Source organism: Bacillus sp. AFS018417, assembly GCF_002560985.1.
GTDB classification, from domain to species: Bacteria; Bacillota; Bacilli; order Bacillales; family Bacillaceae_G; genus Bacillus_A; species Bacillus_A rhizoplanae.
Genome location: NZ_NTTM01000004.1, coordinates 21,865 through 42,836, shown reverse-complemented (window position 1 = coordinate 42,836; position 20,972 = coordinate 21,865). Strand labels below are relative to the sequence as shown.

General features: G+C 36.6%; 18 protein-coding genes and 2 pseudogenes. 5 read left to right on the top strand and 15 right to left on the bottom strand.

The features are described from left to right. Positions 1–388 precede the first annotated feature (388 nt). The 4 genes from CN326_RS02395 to CN326_RS02380 form a co-directional block, all read right to left on the bottom strand. On the bottom strand, positions 389–1,207 hold the full coding sequence (locus CN326_RS02395; protein ID WP_098305866.1) for an alpha/beta fold hydrolase: 819 nt from the start codon (positions 1,205–1,207) through the stop codon (positions 389–391). A 387-nt stretch (positions 1,208–1,594) separates the two neighbouring features. Then, the gene (locus tag CN326_RS02390; protein ID WP_098306249.1) at positions 1,595–2,551 is read right to left on the bottom strand and encodes a VOC family protein; all 957 of its coding nucleotides are present in this window, start codon (positions 2,549–2,551) and stop codon (positions 1,595–1,597) included. A 542-nt stretch (positions 2,552–3,093) separates the two neighbouring features. Next, positions 3,094–4,383, bottom strand: a complete 1,290-nt coding sequence (gene dnaB, locus CN326_RS02385) for a replicative DNA helicase (protein ID WP_098305864.1) — start codon at positions 4,381–4,383, stop codon at positions 3,094–3,096. Further along, positions 4,380–5,231: a DnaD domain-containing protein gene (locus CN326_RS02380; RefSeq protein ID WP_098305862.1), complete on the bottom strand. Its 852-nt coding sequence runs from the start codon at positions 5,229–5,231 to the stop codon at positions 4,380–4,382. Before CN326_RS02380 ends, dnaB begins: the two co-directional genes overlap by 4 nt. 628 nt (positions 5,232–5,859) lie before the next feature. Here CN326_RS02380 and CN326_RS02375 point away from each other — a divergent pair. From CN326_RS02375 to CN326_RS02365, 3 genes are all read left to right on the top strand, one after another. Then, positions 5,860–8,094, top strand: a complete 2,235-nt coding sequence (locus CN326_RS02375) for an ABC transporter ATP-binding protein (RefSeq protein ID WP_098305861.1) — start codon at positions 5,860–5,862, stop codon at positions 8,092–8,094. Beyond that, positions 8,091–9,965 carry an ABC transporter ATP-binding protein gene (locus tag CN326_RS02370; protein WP_098305859.1) on the top strand — a complete coding sequence of 625 codons (1,875 nt, stop codon included), beginning with the start codon at positions 8,091–8,093 and terminating at the stop codon, positions 9,963–9,965. The genes CN326_RS02375 and CN326_RS02370 overlap by 4 nt, the downstream gene beginning before the upstream one ends. A gap of 534 nt (positions 9,966–10,499) precedes the next feature. Next, positions 10,500–11,411: a phosphatidylinositol-specific phospholipase C/glycerophosphodiester phosphodiesterase family protein gene (locus CN326_RS02365; protein WP_218007836.1), complete on the top strand. Its 912-nt coding sequence runs from the start codon at positions 10,500–10,502 to the stop codon at positions 11,409–11,411. A gap of 1,539 nt (positions 11,412–12,950) precedes the next feature. On the opposite strand, the gene CN326_RS02360 is transcribed toward CN326_RS02365, so the two are convergent. The 11 genes and pseudogenes from CN326_RS02360 to CN326_RS02305 form a co-directional block, all read right to left on the bottom strand. Beyond that, positions 12,951–13,412, bottom strand: coding sequence for a hypothetical protein (locus CN326_RS02360; RefSeq protein WP_255258080.1), 462 nt, complete (start codon positions 13,410–13,412; stop codon positions 12,951–12,953). 277 nt (positions 13,413–13,689) lie between these two features. Next, positions 13,690–14,031 carry a hypothetical protein gene (locus CN326_RS02355; protein WP_098305855.1) on the bottom strand — a complete coding sequence of 114 codons (342 nt, stop codon included), beginning with the start codon at positions 14,029–14,031 and terminating at the stop codon, positions 13,690–13,692. Between the two features lie 50 nt (positions 14,032–14,081). Continuing rightward, positions 14,082–14,318, bottom strand: a pseudogene (locus CN326_RS02350) (T7SS effector LXG polymorphic toxin); the annotation flags it as partial. After that, entirely contained in the window at positions 14,315–14,608 is a 294-nt protein-coding gene (locus CN326_RS02345) for a DUF3958 family protein (protein WP_098305853.1), read from the bottom strand. The pseudogene CN326_RS02350 and the gene CN326_RS02345, both read right to left, overlap by 4 nt. A 30-nt stretch (positions 14,609–14,638) precedes the next feature. Then, positions 14,639–15,091, bottom strand: coding sequence for an SMI1/KNR4 family protein (locus tag CN326_RS02340; RefSeq protein WP_098305851.1), 453 nt, complete (start codon positions 15,089–15,091; stop codon positions 14,639–14,641). 257 nt (positions 15,092–15,348) lie between these two features. Beyond that, a complete protein-coding gene (locus tag CN326_RS02335) occupies positions 15,349–15,681 on the bottom strand; it encodes a hypothetical protein (RefSeq protein ID WP_098305849.1) in 333 nt (110 codons plus the stop codon). Positions 15,682–16,004: 323 nt separating this feature from the next. Further along, on the bottom strand, positions 16,005–16,253 hold the full coding sequence (locus CN326_RS02330) for a DUF4176 domain-containing protein (RefSeq protein ID WP_098305846.1): 249 nt from the start codon (positions 16,251–16,253) through the stop codon (positions 16,005–16,007). 190 nt (positions 16,254–16,443) lie between these two features. Next, complete coding sequence (locus CN326_RS02320; RefSeq protein WP_098305842.1) at positions 16,444–16,638, bottom strand: hypothetical protein; 195 nt, start codon at positions 16,636–16,638, stop codon at positions 16,444–16,446. A 2-nt stretch (positions 16,639–16,640) separates the two neighbouring features. After that, positions 16,641–17,885 (bottom strand): T7SS effector LXG polymorphic toxin, encoded by a 1,245-nt coding sequence (locus CN326_RS25330; protein ID WP_098305840.1) that lies wholly within the window; start codon positions 17,883–17,885, stop codon positions 16,641–16,643. After that, entirely contained in the window at positions 17,882–18,244 is a 363-nt protein-coding gene (locus CN326_RS02310; RefSeq protein ID WP_098305838.1) for a DUF3958 family protein, read from the bottom strand. Before CN326_RS02310 ends, CN326_RS25330 begins: the two co-directional genes overlap by 4 nt. Before the next feature lie 71 nt (positions 18,245–18,315). After that, positions 18,316–18,591: a TIGR04197 family type VII secretion effector gene (locus tag CN326_RS02305; protein WP_098305834.1), complete on the bottom strand. Its 276-nt coding sequence runs from the start codon at positions 18,589–18,591 to the stop codon at positions 18,316–18,318. A 469-nt stretch (positions 18,592–19,060) separates the two neighbouring features. Between CN326_RS02305 and CN326_RS02300 the strand changes: the two genes are divergently transcribed. Both CN326_RS02300 and CN326_RS25355 read left to right on the top strand, forming a co-directional pair. Continuing rightward, positions 19,061–20,413, top strand: a complete 1,353-nt coding sequence (locus tag CN326_RS02300; protein ID WP_098305832.1) for a patatin-like phospholipase family protein — start codon at positions 19,061–19,063, stop codon at positions 20,411–20,413. Positions 20,414–20,565: 152 nt separating this feature from the next. Next, a pseudogene (locus CN326_RS25355) lies at positions 20,566–20,912 on the top strand (hypothetical protein). The last annotated feature ends 60 nt before the right edge of the window (positions 20,913–20,972 follow it).

Below are 20,972 nucleotides of genomic sequence, written 5' to 3'. Positions count from 1 at the left end.
GATCTAGGGCGAATAGCGGCTTTGTGTGATTGCCGTTTGAATTCGCGGGGCAGCATGGGACAAGGACAAGCCAAAACTGGATTGTCCTTGTTGTAGTTACGCTTTGAAGAGGTGATGGAATAGCCTTTTACGATCTGGGCCTATTACCCCAAAGCAAGGTTTTTGCCTGAGTTGCTCAGTTTTATCATTTTGAGGTAGTTTATTTTTGTTAGGTTGATGAGCATGGGGTAGCACTCACATTTTAACGTTTTTATACGCTAAAGGAACAAAGTAGTTAACGATTTTAAACAACAGTACTGTAAATATAGCGAATTTATTTGTAATGAAACATCTTTAATGTGAAGCAATACTTAATACATAATTTTTCTGTTCTTAACTACACCCACTTCTAATGATTTACTAAAATGTTGTGTAACTTCTCCGCAAATTCTTTATGATGCATTGTGTTATAGCCCACATGATGTCCAGGAAACTCCACAATTTCTGTTCCCAGTTGTTCCGTTAATGCGACTGCGCAGCGGTAAGCAAAAAAATCTCGTGATGCACTTCCTGCGGCTGGAAGTACCTGCATCGATGAGGAGTTTAATGCGTTCTTCAATCTATCGATGTCTAGCGAATAGTTAAGAATTCCTGGGATCTCATATTTAACGAAATACATTGAATTCCCAAGAAGACGCTCTGTTAGTATATCCTTCGATTGTCCAGGATCCATAGCGTCCATTCCCATATTTGACAATAACTTAATGACCTCACTTCGATGATTTTTCTTAAGATCTTCCATGAATTGCTCGGCTTGTTTTAACTCATTTCCAAATAAAAATTGCAGTAAGATTGGTTCGTGTGGTATCAGTAGCTTAATCTGTTCTGGATGATGTATGCACAGATCAATTCCGATGACAGCACCGGAGCTGCTTCCGAATACGTACGCCGGTTCATCAGTCAGTTTGGCTATTAGGCGGTGAGCGTCGTTGCTGTGTGTTTCTACGCAATAATCCTCAATTTGATTGGTGGGATTGCTACGAGAATGGCCGCGGCGGTCGTAGGTAACAACTGTATACCGGTCAGCAAGGTGGTTTGCAACCTTCAGAAACTTATCAGCATCACCACCTCCCCCATGAATGAAAAGAAGTACAGGTCCCTTTCCACGTACTTCATAGTAGATACTCGCTTCATGTACTTGCAATATTCCATTCTTCGCTACAGTCATTTACAATCCCTCTCCTCTCTTCTTATCCATCATAATAATTATTACTTTTTAATAGATCCTAAGAATGGTTATACCCATAAATCGCTAGTTTCCTTTACTTTATATGATTTGTAAATGATATAAAATGCAGAAATTAACTAAGAAACAAAACTGCCATATTTAAAAACACTGATCAAAGTGTGATTGAATAGCATTTTGATTAATCTTTTTATAAATGTAGTGTAGTGCTATCCTAAGGGGAAGTAAAAAATCCCTCTTGGTAATAGCACTATTTTTATACCGTAAACAGTTGTTTTGTGCCTTTTAAAACATTTACAGGAAATTAGTATTTTTTAAGTCTTAATCTACCCCTGTTTCAATTTAACGCGGATTGTTTGCTTTTTGCGGCTACGCTTTCCTGAACACGATGGCAGCACCAAGCGCCGAGGCCGCCGGTACGAAGAGGTCGCCCGAGTTCGTCTCCGCTATCGGTAAACCGTTCTCTTCGAGATAACTTCGGGTGTGGGAGATGTCGCTCACTGCTACCGCGTACCCGGCGAATCCCGGCACCGGGGGTGCCACCTCTCCTGGTAGCAGCTCTGACAACCGCGATCCGGGAACGATTGTGATGCGAGCCCCTTCCAAGTTGAAGATGTGTGTCACTCCATCCGTCTGGACCTCACAATCCAAGTATTGGCCGTATCGCCTAGTAAATTCATCCAGCTCGGAATCGTCTACGCATAAGATTGATTCGACTAGATCCGTCGCCCCATTCGGATGGTTCGGAGGTATTTGCTCCCCCATTATGGCTGAGGGTGGGTTTTCCGCTGCGGCCAGACGACCTTCGTGCACGTTGTCCCCGTCAATTTCCAAATAACGTACGGGAATAAGTTGAATTCCCCCGGACATCTCAAGAGGTCGCTGTACGGTGTTAACACCGCCATGACTGATTCCACTCCGTTGGAAACGGTCCGCTGTCTGGTCGGCATCCTCGGTACCGAAACAAAGAATATGCGCTCCTTCATAACGGGACAGACATCTGGAGACAGTATCGACAGTGCGTTTGATTTTTCCGATTATTACTTGGAGCACATCCGGCGATGCCTGCAACGGAACGAGTTTTGCATTGATCGGAATCCTCGCGCCTTTCTCGGCAACCGTTACGATTTCGATGAAGCTGCCTAAAAACTCGGCATGTGAATTGGCTGCTCCGAATGGCTTCGGAGGTTCTCCTTCATTCTCGGCCATCGCCGGATAGGACGGCGGCGAACAGACAAATCCCAGTTTTCTGTACAGCTCGAGTGCAGCTTCCATATCGGAAACTACATGGCCGACGTGATGAATGAATTTGATTTCAGCATGCATCTGCATCCACTCTCCTTGAATTCAATAATTGTGACAAAAGAAAAGTTTATTTTAATTACATTGAAAAATTTGAGGTAGAGACACATAGCCATCAAGCTAAAGTTTTATTGCACCCCTAGAACGAAATTTTTAGGCTTTCTTGTAACGAAGAAGCTTATTTATCGTTTTTGGGGTGACTTGTTTTCTTAAGTTGATGGCAATGTGGTGGTACCCCAATTTATAATCCTTTGTTTAGTTGATTATTCTTATTTTTAAGAACCTCGATGCTTTACATCTGCGGATACGCCTCCCGCTATAGGCTATGTCCTCCTCCAAACCCAATTAATCCCTTATATAATTCCCTTGTTTTATACTCTTTCGCATATAGTATGTAGTCTTTTATTTTTAACTAATTTATTCTGAAAAGACTACGGAAATAATCGAACTTTATTCAAAAGCTAACTATACACGGCCTATTTTATGATAAGAATACATACAACCGTAGAGATGTTTATGAGGTAAAGACTAGAAAAATAATACCTTATTCAAATACAATTGCCTCCTCACCTATTCCCTTCCACAAACCTCCCATACTCCTTCAAAAACATTAACTTCACAACCCCAACAGGCCCGTTCCGATGCTTTGCCACATGAATTTCTGTAACATCTTTATCCTCTGTCTCCTGATCATAATAATCCTCCCGGTACATGAGCATAATCACATCCGCATCCTGCTCAATCTGCCCTGTTTCCCGTAAGTCAGACAAAAGCGGTCGCTTATCTTGTCGCGACTCTACGGCACGTGACAGCTGCGACAGCGCTACTACGCACACATTCAAATCACGGGCCATCAGCTTCAGCTTGCGGGAGATTTCACTCATTTCCTGAAACCTGTTTCCCCTGTGTTTTGAATCACCTGTAATGAGCTGCAAATAATCAATGATAACGAGCAGTTTTTTATTTGGATACTTTCGTTTCAGCTTTCGCACTTGCATCCAAATTTCCTGCGTTGTGACGCCTGCTTTATCATAAATTTCTAGCGGCAGGTCGCCAATTTCCGCAAATGCTCGGCTTGTTTTCTCCCAGTCTTCGATCGTAAAACGATGCTTCGGATTTTTCAGCCTTTTTCCCGATACCTCTCCGGTGCAGGAAACCATCCGTTTCAGCAGTTGCTTGTCGCTCATCTCCAAAGAAAACAATCCAACTGCCGCACCCGATTTTGCGGCATGAAGAGCAATATTTAAAGCGAACGCCGTTTTTCCTATGGAAGGCCGTGCACCAATCACAACAAAGTCACCCTCCTGCAAGCCGCACGTCATCTTATTTAAAGCGGAAAAGCCGGTCTCAATGCCTATGAGTTCTTCTGCGTCCTGATGAAACTCTTCATACAATCCAACTAAAGAATCCTTCAAATCAAAATCTAGTGTACAATCCACTTCTTCCAGTTCACAAAGTGCTGTAATCGTCTCGCCGATTACTTTCTCATTCTTCTCCGCCAGAAGACGTTCACTCATACTTTGCGCCATGATTCCCGCATGATGCATTTTCCATGCGCTCCGAACAAGCCCCTCGTAATAGGAGAAATTAGCAGTATTCGGAACACTCTCGATGATATTGACAAAGTACTCAATTCCGCCAATCTGTTCCAAAAAGGAAGGGTCCATTTTAGAAACAAGCGTAACAAGATCAAGCGGCTGTCCATCTTCCTCTATTTTCCGTATTAACTTGAATATCGCTTGATGCACAGGCATAGAGAAATGCTGCTCGGTTAGCCTGCACTCCTTAATCAGCTCTCCATCAAGCAGCAAAGAGCCTAATACGGTCTGTTCAGCTTCGACATTTTGAATGCTCACGGACGCCACCCCTTTTCCTGCAAGAACTTCTGCAGCTCTTCTTCAGACGGTACGTTTTTCTCCCACTCTTCACACTCCTCCAAAAACTGCTCAGTCTCATGAATAGCAGACGGTTCCTTCTTCCGGAACTTCACTGCCGCTTCCTCTACTTCACTAAGTTTCGTATATCCCTTTCCATGCCAATCTCGTAAAATGCCTTTTACGTAAGCAAGCGTCCGCTTGTTGTTTTCATGAGCAATTTGGAGTGCTTTCAATACGAACTCCTCTGATAAATCATCAATCCATCCGCTCAGTTCCTCTGCGGTATACGGCGACAAACTGCCGAAGTTTTGTTCATAAAACGTGAATACATTGCTGTCAGAATCTATTTTTTCATCTGTTTCACAGCTTTCAGGGTCGTCTTGAGAAGCAGCCTGAGACTCTTCAACCGGCATGCCGAAATGCTCCAGTAATAGCGGAATGCTCAGCTCTTCCTCCAAGCATTTTTGAAGGAACATATGGACAAACTTTTTACTTTTCACAGTCTTTAACTCACGCAATACACATTTCTCAACGTTCGTGTTCGTAACTGGGTTATAACGCACCCAATTCAGGATATATAACTCCTTCGTTTTTGCATCATATAATATCTTTCCGTAATCGATAAACCGCTGCAGCAACTTCTCGACAGTCTCTCTGTTGTAGCCTGTTTCCATTTCCGCCAAACGCTTCGGCAACGGATAAATACCGCACTGCGTCGTTTTAGAACATGTCAGCAAGTATATGTAAAAGTATCGCTCCTCCGGCGTTAAGTCCAATACAAAATCATCCTGCCAAAAATTCACCTGTACGTTCCGGTATACTGCCATATGTATCCCTCCCATCTTTGATGACAAATATGAAATTGCAGTTTCTTTCATATATATAAGGATGAGTGAGGAAATTTGGCATTTTAATTTTATAAAAAATTACTACTACGGTTTTATTTCCTTCGAAGTGATTCTTATAGTAGTAGTTTTTTTGTTTTTGTTTTTTATTTTTGTAATGATTTATTACTTGCAAGGGGCTTAGTAGGGGCTTAGTAGAGGCTTGGTAGGAACTGTTTTACATTCGTCATCCATAAGGAAAAGAAGTTTCATCAAATGATAATCCCCCTTTTAAACTGCCTTCCCATTTCTTCATCATATTCCCGCATACGCTGCTTCTTGCTTGCGACGAAATGGGATGCTTCTCTTTACTTCGTGTAGCATCGCCAACAGTAACAGAAACTTTACAACTTTTGTTAAATTTTAAAATTATTTAACAAATTTATTTATCATGAATTCCATACTCTAAATGTTGCATTACAGCTCAATATAGTCATAGAATTATAATTATCCTCTGGCCGAAAGGACGTAAAGAGCTGCTAGAATGAAGTAATAAGAATATGAAGAATGCAGCAAAGGAACGAAGTAAAAGCTAAAAAAATTAGAAAAGGAAAATGGAGAGATGAATTAAATGTTAAAGATAATAAAACATTTAAAACCTTTTACTGCCTCAATCATTGCAGTTATATGTCTTTTAACTGTACAAGCGGTATGTGACCTATCACTACCAGACTACATGTCTAACATTGTCAATGTAGGTATTCAACAAAAAGGTGTCGAAAACGCAGTACCTCAAGTCATTCGTAAAAGTGAGTTTGACAAACTTAAGCTCTTTATGAATGAAGATGAGAAGAAAAAAGTAGATGACAACTATGTGCTTTTAGATAAGAAAGATCTTTCTCAAAGTGAGTTGCAAAATTACTTAAAAGATTATCCGCAGCTTGATAAAGAACCTCTTTATAAGCTACAGACAAAGGATAAAGATACAATTAATGAGCTTAACGACATATTTGGGAAACCAATTTTAATTACAGAGGGAATTGAAAAAGGTGGTACATCCGCTGCGCCAAATGGTAACAAAACACCGACGAATCTTCCGCCAAATACAGATCCTTTCGCAGTAATTGCTAAACTGCCTCAAAGTCAAATCGATGCAATGAAAGAAAAGGCAGATGAAAAGTTTAAAAATATGCCAGGCAGCATGGTAACGCAGTCAGCCGTTCCATTCATTGAGAATGAGTATAAAACGATCGGTATAGATACAGGTAAGCTTCAATCAAATTACATTCTTACTTCTGGTGGGAAAATGCTGCTTTTATCTTTAGTTAGTATGGCCGCTACTGTTATCGTTAGTTTACTTGCTGCAAAAGTAGCTGCTGGATTAGGTAGAGATCTTAGAAAGAAAGTATTTCGGAAGGTTACAAGCTTTTCGAATGCGGAGTTCGATAAATTTTCTACTGCATCTTTAATCACAAGAAGTACAAATGATATTCAACAAGTGCAAACACTTATGGTTATGATGCTTAGAATCGTATTCTATGCACCGATTTTAGGCATAGGCGGCGTAATCAAGGTACTTACCACAGACGTTTCCATGGGATGGATTATCGCAGTTGCAGTTATCGCGATTTTAAGCTTAGTAATTGGTTTATTTAGCGTCGCAATCCCTAAGTTTAAGAGTATCCAAAAGTTAGTTGATAAAATTAACTTAATCACTCGTGAATCTTTAACAGGTATGCTCGTTATTCGTGCTTTTAATAACCAAAAGCATGAAGAAAAGAAATTTGAAAAAGGAAATCAAGATTTAACAAGAACGAATTTATTTGTAAGCCGTTTAATGTCATTTATGATGCCAATGATGATGTTTATCATGAATGCCGTTACTGTACTTATTATTTGGGTTGGAGCACACCAAGTGGATATGGGGCATATGCAGGTTGGTGATATGATGGCATTTATGCAGTATACAATGCAAATCATCATGGCCTTCTTAATGATTTCTATGGTATCCATTATGGTTCCACGTGCTTCTGTATCCGCACAACGTATCGCAGAAGTTTTAAATACTGATGTTACCATTCGTGATGCAGAAGAACTAAAAACATTCTCTTCAGACAAGAAAGGTTACGTTGAATTTAAAGATGTTAGCTTTAGATATCCAGGTGCGGAAGAAGATGTGCTTTCCAATATCACCTTTACCGCAAAACCTGGAGAAACGACAGCTTTTATTGGAAGTACAGGTAGTGGTAAATCAACACTTATAAACTTAATTCCACGTTTTTACGATGTAACAAGCGGCCAAATATTAATAGATGGCACTGATATTAGAGATGTATCACAGAAGGAATTAAGAGAGAAAATTGGTTATGTACCACAAAAAGGAGTTCTATTCTCAGGTACGATCGAAAGTAATCTGAAATACGGTAAAAAAGAAGCAACTGAGGAAGAACTAGCAAAAGCATCAGAAATCGCTCAAGCTATGGAGTTTATTAACGCGAAACCTGAAAGCTTCCGTACAGAGATATCACAAGGCGGTACGAACGTTTCAGGCGGTCAAAAACAAAGACTTTCTATTGCGCGTGCTCTTACTAAGGAATCCGAAATATTTATATTTGATGATAGTTTCTCAGCTCTTGACTTCAAGACAGACGCAGCATTGCGTAAAGCTTTGAACAATGAGATTTCAGGAAGTACTATGCTACTTGTTGCACAAAGAATCAGTACAATCATGAATGCAGATAAGATCATTGTACTTGACGAAGGAAAAATAGTAGGAACTGGTACTCATGAAGAGCTTATGGAAAACTGTGAGGTTTATAAGCAAATTGCTTTATCACAACTTTCAAGGGAGGAACTTTCGTCATGAGTGATAGAAAAATAGAAAATAAAAGACAAGGTGGCCCTGGTCCTGGTGGCGGCGGTCATATGGGCGGCGGCATGAGAAAGATTGAGAAGGCAAAAAACTTTAAGGGAACGATGAATAAGTTACTTCAATACCTAAAGCCATATAAGTTCTCTATCATGATCGTCATTATTTTTGCAATTGGTAGTGCTGCCTTTGCAATCGCAGGTCCAAAGATTTTAGGTAAAGCGACAACAAAACTTTTCGAAGGACTAGTAAGCAAGGTGACGGGAGCGCCAGGTGCTACAATTGACTTTACTTATATCGGAAACATTGTCGTTATACTCCTTGGATTATATATAGCGAGCGCTGTGTTTGGCATTATCCAAGGCTATATCATTTCTGGAGTAGCACAAAAGGTATCTTATAATTTCAGAAAAGAAATTGATGAAAAGATTAACCGTATGCCGCTTAAGTACTTTGATAAAACGACACATGGAGAAGTATTATCTAGAGTTACGAATGACGTAGATACTGTGAGCCAGACTTTAAATCAAAGTATGTCGCAAATCATCACATCCGTTGTTACAATCATTGGTGTACTCATCATGATGTTATCAATAAGCTGGCAAATGACATTAGTAGCACTTTTAATATTGCCAGTATCAATGATGCTCATAATGGGAGTCGTAAAAAGATCACAAAAATACTTTAAATCCCAGCAAGAGTATTTAGGACACGTTAACGGTCAAGTAGAAGAAATTTATAGTGGTCACAATATCGTAAAAGCCTTTAACACCGAAGAAGACGAAGTTAAAAAATTCGAAGAGGTTAATGATACTCTTTACACTTCTGCATGGAAGTCTCAATTTTTATCTGGAATGATGATGCCGATTATGATGTTTATCGGTAATATCGGTTACGTAGCTGTATCTATTTTAGGCGGATGGCTTGCGGTCAAGAAAACGATCGCAGTTGGAGATATTTTAGCCTTCGTTCAATATGTTAGAAGTTTTACACAACCAATCGCTCAAGTAGCTCAAATCGCGAACGTACTTCAATCCACAGCTGCAGCTGCAGAAAGAGTTTTCGAATTTTTAGAAGAAGAAGAGGAAATTCCAGAAGCAGAAAATCCAGTGAAGCTGCAAGAGGTTAATGGAGAAGTTACTTTCAAAGATGTTCAATTTGGATATAATCCAGATAAGATCATCATCAATAATTTCTCAGCTCATATTCAGCCTGGACAAAAGGTAGCCATCGTAGGACCCACCGGAGCAGGTAAAACAACAATCGTGAAACTGTTAATGCGTTTCTATGATTTAAATAGCGGTGCTATATGTATAGACGGTCACGATATAAAAGACTTTACGCGAGAAGATTTACGCAATATGTTCGGTATGGTACTTCAAGACACTTGGCTATTTAACGGTTCAATCATGGAAAATATACGTTACGGTAGACTCGATGCTACTGACGAAGAAGTGATTGAAGCAGCTAAAGCAGCTCATGTTCACAGCTTCGTAAAGACCTTACCAAATAGATACAATATGGAATTAAACGAAGAAGCAAGTAACGTATCCCAAGGACAAAAGCAGCTATTAACAATTGCTCGTGCCCTTCTAGCGGATCCGAAAATATTAATACTCGACGAAGCAACAAGCTCGATTGACACTCGTACAGAAGTACTCATTCAAAAAGCCATGGAAAACCTTATGGAAGGCAGAACAAGCTTCATTATCGCTCACAGATTATCAACAATACGTGATGCAGATTTAATCCTCGTTATGAAAGACGGGGATATTGTAGAACAAGGTAATCATGAAGAGTTATTGAAGGCTGATGGTTTCTATGCTTCGCTTTATAATAGTCAGTTTGAAAGTGCGGATGCTTCGTGAGATTAAATGGAACACTCCTCTGTTTTTTAGAGGGGTGTTTTGTTTTTTCTACTTCTTGTAATCATGCTTCATACCGAATAAATGCTTCGTATCTTTTCCCTGTTATCTTTGGCTATTTGTTTTTCTATCATAATATCCTAAAATCTTAATTGGACTTAGCGAAGTCCAAAAATGACCTAAATTATAAAGTTCATATAGTACAATTCTCGTTAATATGACTCAAAATTCTTATGAAGTCGCAAAAGGGGTTCGGAATGAGACCATTCCGAACCCCTTTTGTGACAAACGCTTTTTCAACAACATAAAACTACTAGAATTCTAGTAGTTTGTCAGTTCTGTCTTTAACTTTTTCTAGTTCCGATATAAGCTTCTTTATTTATTTTGCTTATTTTTTTGTAAAAATATTCTGCGATTTACATAAAACATGTAAAGTAATTAAAGAGTTTGTTAAGAATCATGTAATTTCATTGAACTTTAATGGTTTTTCTCTAAGATGGAAAAGGTAATCTATTATTACTAGGAGGACTAAAGACTATGAAAAAATGCTTGGCTGTTTTAACCCTTATTGCTTCTGTTTTCATGCTATCTTTTACAAATGTTTTTGCAGCTGCCGAGGAAGGCAATTCATCTTTATCTAACCAAGAGACTGTGGTTCCTCTTGCAAAAGCTCACGCACATAATGATTACGAGCATACTCGTCCATTAACAGATGCTCTGGAACATGGATTTACCAGTGTAGAAGCTGATGTTTGGCTTGTTGATGGAGAACTCCTTGTTGCCCATGATAAAGAAGATATTCGACCAGATCGAACATTGAAATCACTCTATCTTGACCCATTGAAGAAAAGAGTGAAAGACAATAATGGAGCCGTTTATCCAGGATACGATAAAGAGTTTACCTTATGGATCGACGTGAAATCGGAGGATGCCGCGACCTATCAAGTGATCCATGAACAGCTTACAAAATATCAAAATATGCTTACAAAGTTTTTGCCTTCAGGGGTGAAACCGGGGGCGATTACTGTCTATATTTCAGGGAACCGTCCAAAAGAACTAATGGAGAGCCAGCCCGTTCGCTATGCAGCTTATGATGGACGAATGAGCGACCTTGAATCAGGTGACTCCAATGAGTTTATGCCAATTATTAGTGATAACTGGACCAAATATTTTACATGGATGGGTGAAGGTGAAATGCCAAAAAGTGAAAGGGAGAAACTAAATCATATCGTTTCAACCGCTCATGCTAATGGCCAAAAAGTTCGTTTTTGGGCGACTCCTGACATCGCATCCCCAGCTAGAGATGCTATATGGAAGGAACTGTTAAATGCTGGTGTTGATTTTATCAATACTGATGATTTAGCTGGGTTGCAGCTTTTCTTAATGAAAAATGATCCTCAGCCTTCTGAACCTAATATTACTTGGGAAACCACTAACAATAATAAATAAACGCTGAGGATTCAGTGTAATCATTTCAGATTATTGTAAAATAATCCTTAGCTAAACCACCACTTGTGTTAATAAGTTCGATTATCCATACAACGGAAAGGCGATGACTGAGTGTCATCGCCTTTGTGTGTTTAATACGGTCTATTGCGGTTATAAAGTGTTGATTTTTTTGTGATAGCCATTACTATTACATCTTCAACTAACGGGTGCGTTAGTTCAACAAGCTATAAGCGATTTTAGGAATAAGCCCATATTTTAGTTATTCCATTAAAGGGCACTATTGCGGAAAATCTAAGGTGAAAAATGATCAAACTTTTTTATAAAACCGAAACTTAAATATGCTAAAGAAGAATCCATTTTGATCAATCTTTTTTTCAAAATGGATTCTTCTCATTTACCGTAAAATACGGGTTTGTGAGGTGTTTTTGATCAAACTTTATTTTAAAGTAACAACAGATCAGCATACAAGCATTCCCTTGCTATCATTATGTTATTTTTACAACATAATGATAACCAAAATAAAAAGTATAGGATGATTATTATGTGTTTTTTATTTTGGTTTTTTCAATTCTGGCGGGATATATAGTAACTCTATGTTTTTAAGTAGAAATTAGTGCAAGATAAATAAAATGTCGAAATTATAATAATTTTGTGATTTTTTGTTGATTTATGTTATTTTTAATGTTAAACTCATAATAACAAAGAAAGAGTAAACGAAAACCCTTAGTGATTAAATTATCAGAATTTTTAGTTTTATAAGTCAGTTTACTCCATGTGATTTACATGTTTGTGTATTGCTTTTCCACTCTTTCTTTGTTCGACCCTATAAAAGAAAACAACCTGTTTTTATCCAAGTTGTTTTCTTTTGTAAAAATTTAATTTGTTGTTTTTATAACAGAGTTGGGATCACTATTTTAAAAGTTATTATGATTTATGGGGGTGACAGCTAATAAATTGGACATTTAATGAGGAGTTTACATTACAATGGGAGTGGATCCAGAAAGAGGTGAAAACTAAGAAGTTTGGATTTTAATTTTTGAAAAGGAAGAATAAAAATATAGTGGACATACAATTACAATAAGGGAATGCAGTATAGATCAGTATACAAGCATTCCCTTTTTATGTGTATGCTATTTTTTGTTTTTAGTTGAGTTTATAAGTATTTATAATCAATAAAGTTGGATATATCGTTTTTAACTAGAGCATAATTTTGATAGACTTCGTCTTTTAATTGTGCACATACAATGTGATTTAGAAGAACGCGAATACTATTAGGGGTACCGCCCCATGCCCATTAAGCTAAAAATAACGATTTATCCCAAAACGAGAAAAATGTAAAAAATTTTCGTTCTGGGGTAGTTTCTATTGTTAGGTTGATAGCCATGGGGCAGTACCCCAATATGGACTATTGGGGGTTATTGTATTATCTCTTCTTTAGGTTGAGTAAAAAAGAAGATAAAAATAATTAAAGGAAGAGCTAGAAGAAAGACTCCACTTTTAGATGGATTAATAGAAGGAATATCGGTTAAAGCCATGTCATCATTCCTTTGTAAGTGTTTTTAATAAATTAGGATTAACATCAAAATGTTTGGACACAACCTTTTGAAAGAAAGTATAATCTCTTTTCAAGTAAGGAAGAGTAGGTTCAAGTTTAGGAACACCAAAAATGGGTCCACTAACATTGATGGTAAATCTGCCAGGTGCAATAAAGCTACCCGTAACACCAATCTCATCATTGAGTAATAAAACGGCGAGGATAACGTCTATTACATCAATAATCACATTCGTAGTTTGTTTTTCAAATTTACCTTCGATTCGATTTTCCCCTGTTAATGGTCCTCCTAATGAAACGCGAAACCCTCCTGGTGTCACAAAAACTCCTATAATGGTGATTTGTCCAGTTAACAATAGTGCGACTGTCACAATATTGAGATCGCGTTGGATAGACCGTATGACTTGTATATTTTTTGTAATTTCAATGTTTTTTTCCAATATTGTCACACCCTCTAGGTACATATTATTCTGAGCGATGTTAAATGTGAGTAAGGATAAGTATGAAATATAGGAATTTATGTAGTAGTGAACCAAATTATCTTCAATAGACACATTAATTATAAAAATACATAATATAACTTTATGAATAAATGTGAATTAGGCCTCCATTTATTACAACCCGCCGTCGGCGGGTTATTTTGTTATAATTTCGTAGTACCAGGGGTAGTGACAAGGTTAATCTGTCTAACTTTATGTAGATCACTTCATAGAAACTGATTTTCTTTTAGTTGTTATCTTTATAAAATCTTTGTGCTTTTCCCCAAGCTTCAGTTAATTTTCTTAATTCGATTGTTTCAATTTTACATATATTAGGATCATGGATAGAATATAAATCGGCAATTATGGTCTCATCCTTTTTTACTTGAACTGAGCATAATGTACCTTTAAATTCATTATATTCTTTTAAGTTGTTTAATACTTCATCAATTTGTTGTAACCACCAATTAATTGGAATGCCTTGTATATCATTTTCTAAAAATGTTGCTACAATTTCTAGTTCTTTTGGTAATTCTATTTTTAAAGAATCTAGGCCTTTATTTTTTGTTATATGATATTTATATTTCATATTTTTGCACCTCATATTCTTCAATATATTGGATAAGCGGTTATAATTTTATCATTTTGGCGAATTAATTCTTCACACAAGTAGATAATTCCTTGGGCTAAAGGACGAAAGGTTTGTGCAAAGAATGTTTTTGCACTGTCGTAAGTTTGCCCTTGCAAAACAGCATCGAATACAAAAGCATCAATCGAATTGATGGCTTGTTCCATACCTTGAATGGTTGCTACGCACAAAGCATTCATACTTTGTGTTTGAGCTCGCACTTCTCCTAGATACATGTTTAAACTCATGACTTCACCTCCAGTGCTAATTTTTGGCGTTGATAGTGAAGGTCATTTTCTAGATTACTGAGGTTTTGTTTCTCCTTTAGCAACGTTTCTTTTTGGTCTTCCAGTTCGTGAGTAAGCTTTCTCCCGATTTGTTGTGCATCTTGACGCAGATTATGAAAGAATTGTCCTAGTTCTCTATCGTTATGCCAAGTTTCTAATATACGGTCAAATAAACGATAGCTTTGACCTTTCCGTGAATATTCAGTTTTTTCATTAGAGTAAAATAAAAAAGCACAGATAGCAATATCCATGCCTTTCTAAAAAATATTTTGTACTATTAATTAATCGTCCTCATCTTCAAACTCATATAAGCTATCGAGTAATTCTGTAAAAGACGAACAAACTGGATAAATCGCTTCTTCCATCTCTTCCTCATGATCCCAAAATATAACCGTTGGTGATTGGGGATTGTTTCGATAATCAAAACATAAAAAATTCCCAAATGGATCACGAGCAAACGGGTATACTTTATCTACTAATCGATCTTTTATATTCTCATATCTTTGGAGAATATAGTATTCACTTTCTAAATCGAAAGTTAGAAGGTTATTTATTACGTCATCATCTTGTCCTTCTATATCAAACGTATTAGGTTGTGGATGCCCTCCATCATTTTGCTTCACACATTCAATAAAATCATGAGGAAGTTTTACACCAAAATATTGTTCTACTTGTTGAATATGTTCATCTGTAATTGTTTTTTTACTTGTTCCAATCCATGTAACATTGTTTATTTTAATGCACCTCCCTATAAAAATATAGCTTGATATCTATTGAATATAGTAGTCAGGCTTTTCAACTGAGTGTAAGACTGTATTTGCCAATCCTTTAATGTATTTCAGTACTTTGTCCTACTGTCATCACTTTATTTTTCCAGAACTAAATAACTATTGATGGATAGCCAAAGTATAAAGTTCATAATAGCAAGGTTAAAACATATTATATAACGGCTAATGAACTCTATGTATAGTATGAATCCATAAGAATTGGTTTATTTGTCATACTTTAAATTTTCTGCTTCCCATATTAAAATTAATTCTCTTAACTCAGAAGTTTCAATTGTGCATGAATATTTTTCATCTTCAACATAACGATTTGAAATTTTTGTAAAATCTGGATTTATTTCTAATTCACAGGCGTTTCCACCAAAGTTTGAGGATTTTTCTTTACCATTTAAAACTTGATCAATTTCTGTAATCCAGGGCTCAGCGCTCCCGCCTTGGATATCAGAAGCTAAAAAATCTGCAACTATAGATATTTCCGAGGGTAATTTCATTAGTAATGTATCATATGGGCCAATAATAAATTCATAATTATATTTCATTTTACTTTCTCCTACCTTCTATAAATTTGGAATGCCTATATGGTTTTTCTATCTGGAGTAAGAAACATCCTAATTTTCATTCCATTTGAAGTTACTCCGATGTATGCACTTTCTGCACCTTCCATCGTATGAATACTCTTTTCCGACGCCTGATCCATCTTCTAACGAATTAATTCTTCACACAAGTAAATAATCCCTTGCTCTAGAGGACGGAAAGTTTGTGCAAAAATACCTATATAACATAATGCAAAAACACCTTAGAATTCATCCAAGGTGTTCAATGCGTTTTTTACTAAAAGGATATATTATAAACAAAACTTTATTTACATCTCTAACAATTTTTCACGTAAAACTAATTCACTTTCAGTCATATAACCTCTATGTAATTCCTCTACAATTTTATCACAATTAAAGCACAATACTTTTTCATCACCTAAGTAACCAACAGGATAAGGAACACCGACATAGTCAAAATCACGTTTATCTGCTGAAACAACCATTCTTCCGATAATCATTATAATTGGTTCTACAGCTTCTAATTTTACAACTGAGCCGATAGGTAATAGTTTCATTTATTTATTCTCCTTTCTCTTTTTATAAAACCGTTCCACTAGCATTGAGGCACAAAAAGTGAATGCTCCTATGCAAAGGATAATTAGGATTGCTAATAATTTATTTGAAATAGTACTTGTAGAAAGTAGTATTATAACAATTGGTGGTAATACACCTAGAATAATTAAAATTCTTCCTTGCTTCAGCAAACTAGTTATCTCCATTCTTTTTAAATTTGCTAGTTATACATTCTAGTAAGTTTGTAGTACCAAAAGATAAGGAGGCTAGTATAAGCACAAAAGCAATAAGAGCTAACTTTTTCCCCCATCCATAAGGAGCAAAAAGGCTAAATATAAGTAAAACTGAAAACCCAACAATCTTAATAATTCTTGCTTGTTTAAACATGTTTATTCTTCCCCCGGTTTAGTAAATTTAGCAAATATCCCACCACCAACTTTTCCACCGCCAACATACAGACCAGTTTCTCGACCTGCGTGTAATTTGTAACCGAATGTCCCTATTCCAAATTCGCCTCGTATTTCAATATCATATTCACCAATAAAAGGAATAAAATCAGGGATGTCAATCTTCTTTAAAGCTAATTCGTATTTCTGAATCGTTAACTCTGCATCATCTTTAAATGTGTAATCCTCGATTCCGTAAGCTAAAGAACCATCTAAGAATTTCTGTGTTACCTGCATCTCTGTATTATATATAATATTAGTTGAAATGGAGTTTTCTAAGCCTGTAATCCCTACCTTACCTCCAATGATGTTTCCTGTAAAAAAATCTTCTTTTATTGTATTAAAGTTATAAGGGGCGTTTAAATCAACTTCCCCATGACCAGCTTTAAATGAAAATTCATTGCCTTTTGAAATAGCGTATTTTCCTTCGATTAAATTTCCTTCTGCTTTTCCTCCAAGACGCCCATCTGTTTTCCATTCTGCTGAACCTACAAAAGTTTTGTATCCTCCTTCAAAGGGTTTCACAAATTTCGCAGAAGATGACATGAAAGCTAAATTATCAGCTTCACGAGCCTTATCCTCTGCAATTTTTTGAATAGACGCCGTCCATCCCATATTCAATTCTTGTATGCTAAATGTTCCTGCTGTGGCATTAAAACCTTTCCCACTTTGAACTTCCGCAAGACCTTGAGCAATGCTGGCAGCTAGTTGGAGTGCAGTATCATAATTACTACTAGAAGTATAATTGAATTCATGCAGATGTTCTAACTTTTCTTGAAGCTTTCGTTTCATCGCATCAAAAATTTGCACCATAACTTGCATGCCTGGAAGGGTCTGACTAATTACTTCAATGCCTGTTTTTGTTCGCTCGATCTCTCGAATTTGGCCTAGTATTTCTTGTTCAATGACATCTGTTGAAGCTACTTGTGATTGAAAATCGTTCGGAAAGGCATCATTCTGACGAATTAATTCCTCACACAAGTAAATGATTCCTTGGGCTAAAGGACGGAAGGTTTGTGCAAAGAATGTTTTTGCACTGTCGTAAGTTTGCCCTTGCAGAACTGCATCGCCTATAAAAGCGTCAATCAAATTGATGGCTTGTTCCATGCCTTGAATGGTAGCAACACAAAAGGCATTCATACTTTGTGATTGGGTTCGCACTTCCCCTAGATACATATTTAAACTCATGACTTCACCTCCTGTGCTAATTTTTGGCGTTGGTGGTAAAGGTCATTTTCTAGATTACTTAGGTTTTGTTTCTCCTTTAGCAACATTTCCTTTTGGTCTTCCAATTCGTGGGTAAGCTTTCGCTCCATTTGTTGTGCATCTTGACGCAGATTATGAAAGAATTGTCCTAGTTCTCTATCGTTATGCCAAGTTTCTAATATACGGTCAAATAGACGATAGCTTTGACCTTTCCATTCATAAAAATCTGCTTCCGTTTGTTCTTGTTTTTGAATAGCGTGTTGATTTTGAGATTGTTCTTCAGATAGACTTCTTAATTTTTCATTCAGTTGATTGATTTGTTTTTCGATATCTTGACTCATCTTTTCCCTCCTACATTTTTACGTTCACGTAGGTTTTCATATTAGTTAAAGGTTTTTTTATTAAAGGATAATTATGAAAAGTTTTTTTGAAGTTCGTTATCCATACGCTCAAACTCTTTGGCTACAGAATGAATATTGTTAACCGCTTGTTGAAAGGCGCTATAAAATTGTTTAGTTAAATCAAAAGCTTGTTGGTTAGCTTCTTGTGCTTTGGAGTTAACGGATAACGTCGTACGTTCTGATTTAGTTATAGATCTATTTGCGGCACTATGAATCGTATCAGCAGCGGTCCCCATTTGCGTCGCGATTTGTTCTGCCGTTTGAAAATTACTTTGAAATTGTCCCATCGCTTGAATCCTCTCTATATTTTTCTGTCCAGTCTTTCAGAGTTTCTTTGAAAATTTTTGGACTTCTTCACAACTTGATAAACTATGAAAATTATACCATATGAAAAAATGAGGGTTTCATAAAAAATCTCCAATTATTGTATATTGCTTTTTCTTTTTTGTACCTCCTCGAAGCACTTAACTGTGTTAAATATAGTAATTCCCCCGTCCTCCACACAGTCTATATGTTGTAGCCTGTTTCTATCTCCGTCGAACACTTCGACAACGGATAAATACCACATTGCGTAGTTTTAGAGGCTGGATATATTTTCAGCTTTAATAGATCTCTTTATGCGGAGTTCTTATTATTTAATAATAAAGATTTACGATGATATCATTAATTTATAAGTACATGCACTGCATACTTGTTCCGACAGTTGGAGATTATTTCAAATATACAGATTTGAGTAATGAAAGAAGGGAATTCGTTTTGAATAAAAAACTGAAATTAGCATTTTCTGGTGGTGGATTTCGGGCTTCATTTTATGCACTAGGGGGATATAAACGGCTTGTTGAATGTAAGTTAGACAAACATGTATCCAGTATCAGCTCTGTTTCTGGAGGTAGTATCACCGCTGCAGCTATTATGCTTGCCTTACATAAAGGTGGCGAATTTCGAAATGTGATTGATTTTGAAGATCGTGTTATTACTCCCTTAGTTAAATTAGGACAAATTGATCTTCGCACAAAATTGATTACAAATTCTTTTACAAAACAAGTCTTATCTTTTAAATCTCTTCGGGAGAAATGTAGTCATGCACTTCCAACATTACTTGATGAATACCTTTGTGAAGGGGTCCGAATGGAGGAATTACAAAATCTTCCGATCACCTGGTATTGTAATACAACTTGTTTAGATACGATGCGGATGTTTTATTTTTCAAATGATCATATGTACGGAACATATATAGGACAAACAAATAATATAGATGACATTTCTGTTTCTTATGCTGTAGCTACTTCAGCAGCTTTTCCATTATTATTTTCCCCTTTTTCTTTATCAGTAGCAGATAGAATCTTTAGCGACCCAGAAAATCGAATGCAAGGGAGTTCATTAGAAAAATATGACACCCTTTGGTTTTCAGACGGAGGAGTTTTCGATAATATTGGAACTGAACCATTGATATTATCGGATCGGGAAGTACCCGATAATAATAAACAGAGATATCCTCCTCTTGCAAAACATAGAAAAGAACCTATGAAATTTATTCCCAAAAATTCCGATGAGATATACTTCGTCTTTGATGCCTCTGCGGCTGAAAAAGAGTGGAAAGAAGATGAAAAACCCACACATTTTGAATTAAACAAACGCATTTTAGATACATCTAATAGTCAAATTGTAATATTGAGAAGGAAAATGCTGCGTAATCTAGATCCAGATACTTATCCAGGATTACAGCTCATTCTTAGCAAACCTATTCAAACTTTATTAGATCCGAATAGCAACCCTTTTTATACTGACCATGTTTCCATACCAGACTACCAATTTTATTCGCCTCCTTCAGATCAAGAAAATATAGAAAAATTATTAGCGGGACTTCGTACAGATTTGGATGGTTTCCATGATAGTGAAATTCAAACATTGATACGTGCAGGTGAAATTCGAATGGACATTGCCCTGCGGACGTTACTACCAGATTATATGGAGAGTTTAAACAACATATCGATTCCTACATTCGCATCGGAAAATATAAAACACCTTTCAGATATATTACGGTCAGGTGGCAAACATCACTTTACTGGCAGTCTTTTTCAAAACCTTCATGATAGTAAGAAATCTTGAGAGAAGAAATGCTTCAATCCATTGGCTTGTATCATACTTTAAATATGATGGCCGCGCTATCTATATAAAAGAGTTTATATAATTTTTTTATAAAAATAAATTTTGTGTATCTGTAAACACTATCATTTATATAAACTATGGAGGAAACAACTATGGCTGAACATTTACAAAGACATCCGCATTTCGGAAATACATTAGCAGATTATTTTATGGAACATCATCGAAATCCACTTTCATTCCATGGTCCGATCGTACATGTTAAAGCAACAATAAAATTAGTTGAAGAAGATGAAGCTTTCTGTGCCATTCGCTATGGAGATAAGTTAGACTTAAAAAACCTATTCCAGACTTAAAAGAAGGGGAAGAAATTGAATTACAAGAGGAGTATGTTGATAGAACACGTGTAAAAGTAGGAATTGGTAATCCAAGGGATCCAGTCATACACTTTACGCATTACCCAGTAGGATTTGTAAATTGTAATGGTAAGCACTACAAATAGATATTTAATTGGCTCTCTCATAAACGGTAAGATTTTATTTTTAGTAAATAACAAAGGTGA